Below are 3,530 nucleotides of genomic sequence, written 5' to 3'. Positions count from 1 at the left end.
GCGCGGATGTGGTGCTGAACTCCCTGGCCGGGGAGTTCGTGGACGCGTCGCTGGACCTGCTGCCGCGCGGCGGCCGGTTCCTGGAGATGGGCAAGACCGACATCCGCGACCCGGAGCAGGTCGCCGACCGCCACCCCGGCGTCCGGTACACCGCCTTCGACCTCATCACCAGCGGCCCGGACCGGATCGGCGCCATGCTGACCGAGGTCGTGGACCTGCTGGCGCGCGGCGAGCTGACCCCGCTGCCGGTCCGGACCTGGGACGTACGGCGCGCCCCGGAGGCGTTCCGGTACGTCAGCCAGGCCCGGCACACCGGCAAGGTGGTGCTCACCGTGCCGGGCGGCTGGGACAGCCGCGGCACGGTGCTCGTCACCGGCGCCACCGGCACCCTCGGCGGGCTCGTCGCCCGCCACCTCGCCGCCGAGCACGGCGTCCGCCACCTGCTGCTGACCAGCAGGCGCGGCCCGGCCGCCGCCGGCGCCGACGAACTCCTCGCCGAGCTGCGCAAGTCCGGCGCCGAACCGGAACTGGTGGCCTGCGACGCGGCCGACCGGGACGCGCTCGCCGCGACCCTGGCCGCGGTGCCCGCCGACCGGCCGCTGACCGCCGTGGTGCACGTCGCCGGCGTGGTCGACGACGGAGTCATCGGCTCCCTCACGGCCGAGCAGGTGGAACGGGTGCTGCGGCCCAAGGTCGACGCGGCACGCAACCTGGACGAGCTGACGGCCGGCCTGGACCTGACCGCGTTCGTGCTGTTCTCCTCCATGGGCGGCGTGCTCGGCGGCGCCGGTCAGGGCAACTACGCGGCCGCCAACTCCTACCTCGACGCCCTCGCCGTGCGGCGCAGGCAGCGCGGCCTGCCCGCCACGTCCCTCGCCTGGGGCCTGTGGGAGGAGGCCAGCGGCATGACCGGCAAGCTCGGAGCCGAGGACCTGGCCCGCGTCAACCGCTCCGGCGTCCAGGCCCTCAGCTCCGAGCAGGGGCTCGCGCTGTTCGACGCCGCGCTCGCCGCCGACGAGGCGGTGCTGCTGCCCGCCCGCTTCAACCTGGGCATGTGGCGCAACCGGGCCGCGACCGAGGAGGTACCGGCACTGCTGCGGGCCCTGGTCCGCGCCCCGCAGCGGCGCACCGCCGGCTCGGCCCCGGACGCGTCCGGCGCCGCGGCCCTCGCCCAGCGGTTGGCCGGTGCCTCGCGCACCGAGCGGGAACGCGTCCTGCTGGAGCTGGTCCGCACCCAGGCCGCTGCCGTCCTCGGCCACACCACGGCCCAGGGCGTGGAGCCCGAACGGCCCTTCCGCGACGTGGGATTCGACTCCCTCACCGCGGTGGAGCTGCGCAACCGGATCGGCGCCGCCACCGGGCTGCGCCTCGCGGCGGCCGTCGTCTTCGACCACCCCACCCCCACCGACCTCGCCCGGCACCTGGGGGCGGAACTGGCCACCGGGGACGAGGAACCAGGCGCGGAAGGCGCGACCGAGGACGAGCAGGAAGCGGAGTTCCGGCGCGCGCTGGCCGCCCTGCCCATCTCGACGTTCCGCGACGCGGGCGTCATGGAGACCCTGCTGCGCCTCACCGGCCTCGACGAGGGCACCGCCGACCCGGCCGGTGACGAGCGGAACGACGCCGCCGCCATCGCGGCCATGGACGTCGGCGACCTCGTCCAGCTGGCGCTGCGCAAGAACGAATCCTGAAGCGACCCCGGAGCTGAGTCCGTCATGACCTCTTCATCCTCATCCACCTCCGCCACCTCGACGGAGACCATCGTCGCGGCGCTCCGGGCCTCGGTCACGGAGGCCGAACGGCTGCGGCAGCACAACGAGGAACTCCTCGCCGCCCAGCGCGAACCCATCGCCATCGTCTCCATGGCCTGCCGCTTCCCCGGCGGTGTGGCCTCGCCCGAGGACCTGTGGCAGCTCGTCGCCGACGGGGCCGACGCGCTGTCCCCGCTCCCCTCCGACCGGGGCTGGGACCTGGCCGCGCTCACCGACCCCGACCTGGCCACCCACGGCACCAGCTACGTCAGCGACGGCGGGTTCGTCCACGACGCCACCGAGTTCGACGCGGGCTTCTTCGGCATCTCGCCGCGGGAGGCGCTGGCCATGGACCCGCAGCAGCGGCTGCTGCTGGAGACCTCCTGGGAGGCGCTGGAGCGGGCGGGCATCCGGCCCGGCACGCTCAAGGGCACCCGGACCGGCGTCTACATCGGCGCCGGGTCCCCTGGCTACGGCACCGACCTCGACGAACTCCCCGAAGACGTCCAGGGCTACACCCTCACCGGCACCGCCACCAGCGTCGTGTCCGGCCGGGTCGCCTACACCCTGGGGCTGGAGGGCCCGGCCGTCACCGTCGACACCGCCTGCTCCTCGTCGCTGGTCGCCCTCCACCTCGCCGCCCAGGCCCTGCGCCGCGGCGAGTGCACCCTCGCCCTCGCGGGCGGCGCGACGATCATGTCCAGCCCCGGGGTGTTCCTGGAGTTCAGCCGGCAGCGCGGGCTCGCCCCCGACGGTCGCTGCAAGGCGTTCGCGGCCGGCGCCGACGGCACCGGCTGGGCCGAGGGCGTCGGCGTGCTGCTGGTCGAGCGGCTGTCGGACGCGCTGCGCAACGGGCACCAGGTGCTCGCCGTGATGCGCGGTTCGGCGATCAACCAGGACGGCGCCAGCAACGGCCTCACCGCCCCCAACGGCCCGTCCCAGCGCCGCGTCATCCGCCAGGCGCTGGACGACGCCCGGCTCGCCCCGCACGAGGTGGACACGGTCGAGGCGCACGGCACCGGCACCCGGCTCGGCGACCCCATCGAGGCGGAGGCGCTGCTCGCCACCTACGGCCGGCGCACCCCCGAGCAGACCTCGCACCCGCTGTGGCTGGGCTCCATCAAGTCCAACATCGGCCACGCGCAGGCCGCGGCCGGGGTCGGCGGCGTCATCAAGATGGTGATGGCGCTCCGCGCCGGGGTGCTGCCGAAGACGCTGCACGTGGACGAGCCGTCACCGCACATCGACTGGGCGTCCGGCGCCGTGGAACTGCTCACCGAGGCCCGCGGCTGGCCGGAGACCGGCCGCCCGCGCCGCGGCGCCGTGTCGTCGTTCGGCATGAGCGGCACCAACGCCCACATCATCCTGGAGCAGGCGCCGGAACCGGACACCGAGGAGCCCGGCGCCGACACCACCGGCACGCTGCTGCCGTGGGTGCTCTCCGCCAAGACCCCCGCCGCGCTCCGCGACCAGGCCGCCCGGCTGCGCTCCGCGGTCCGGCTCCGGCCCGCGGCGGGCGCGGCCGACCTGGGCCTCTCCCTCGCCACCCGCCGCACCGCCTTCGAGCACCGCGCGGTGCTCACCGGGCGGGACAAGGACGAGCTGCTGCGGCAGCTGGCGACCCTGGCCGAAGGGGGCGAGTCGGCCCAGGTGATCCGGGGCGCCACCGCCGGCTCCGCGCTGCCCGTGTTCGTGTTCCCGGGTCAGGGGGCGCAGTGGGTGGGGATGGCGCGGGAGTTGATGGCTTCGGTGCCGGTGTTCGCGGAGTCGATGGAGCGG

2 protein-coding genes are annotated in these 3,530 nt (G+C 75.4%); both read left to right on the top strand.

Annotated elements, in window-relative coordinates:
* Positions 1-1,691, top strand: a 1,691-nt coding sequence (locus ACH4B3_RS34205; RefSeq protein WP_398469687.1) for an SDR family NAD(P)-dependent oxidoreductase, incomplete at its 5' end; no start/stop codon positions are given.
* Between the two features lie 24 nt (positions 1,692-1,715).
* The coding region (locus tag ACH4B3_RS34200) for a type I polyketide synthase (RefSeq protein WP_398469685.1) at positions 1,716-3,530 on the top strand (1,815 nt) is incomplete at its 3' end.

Origin of the sequence: Streptomyces sp. NPDC018031 (genome assembly GCF_044327625.1) — a bacterium.
Lineage (GTDB): Bacteria > Actinomycetota > Actinomycetes > Streptomycetales > Streptomycetaceae > Streptomyces.
This window is presented reverse-complemented; position numbering and strand designations above follow the sequence as displayed.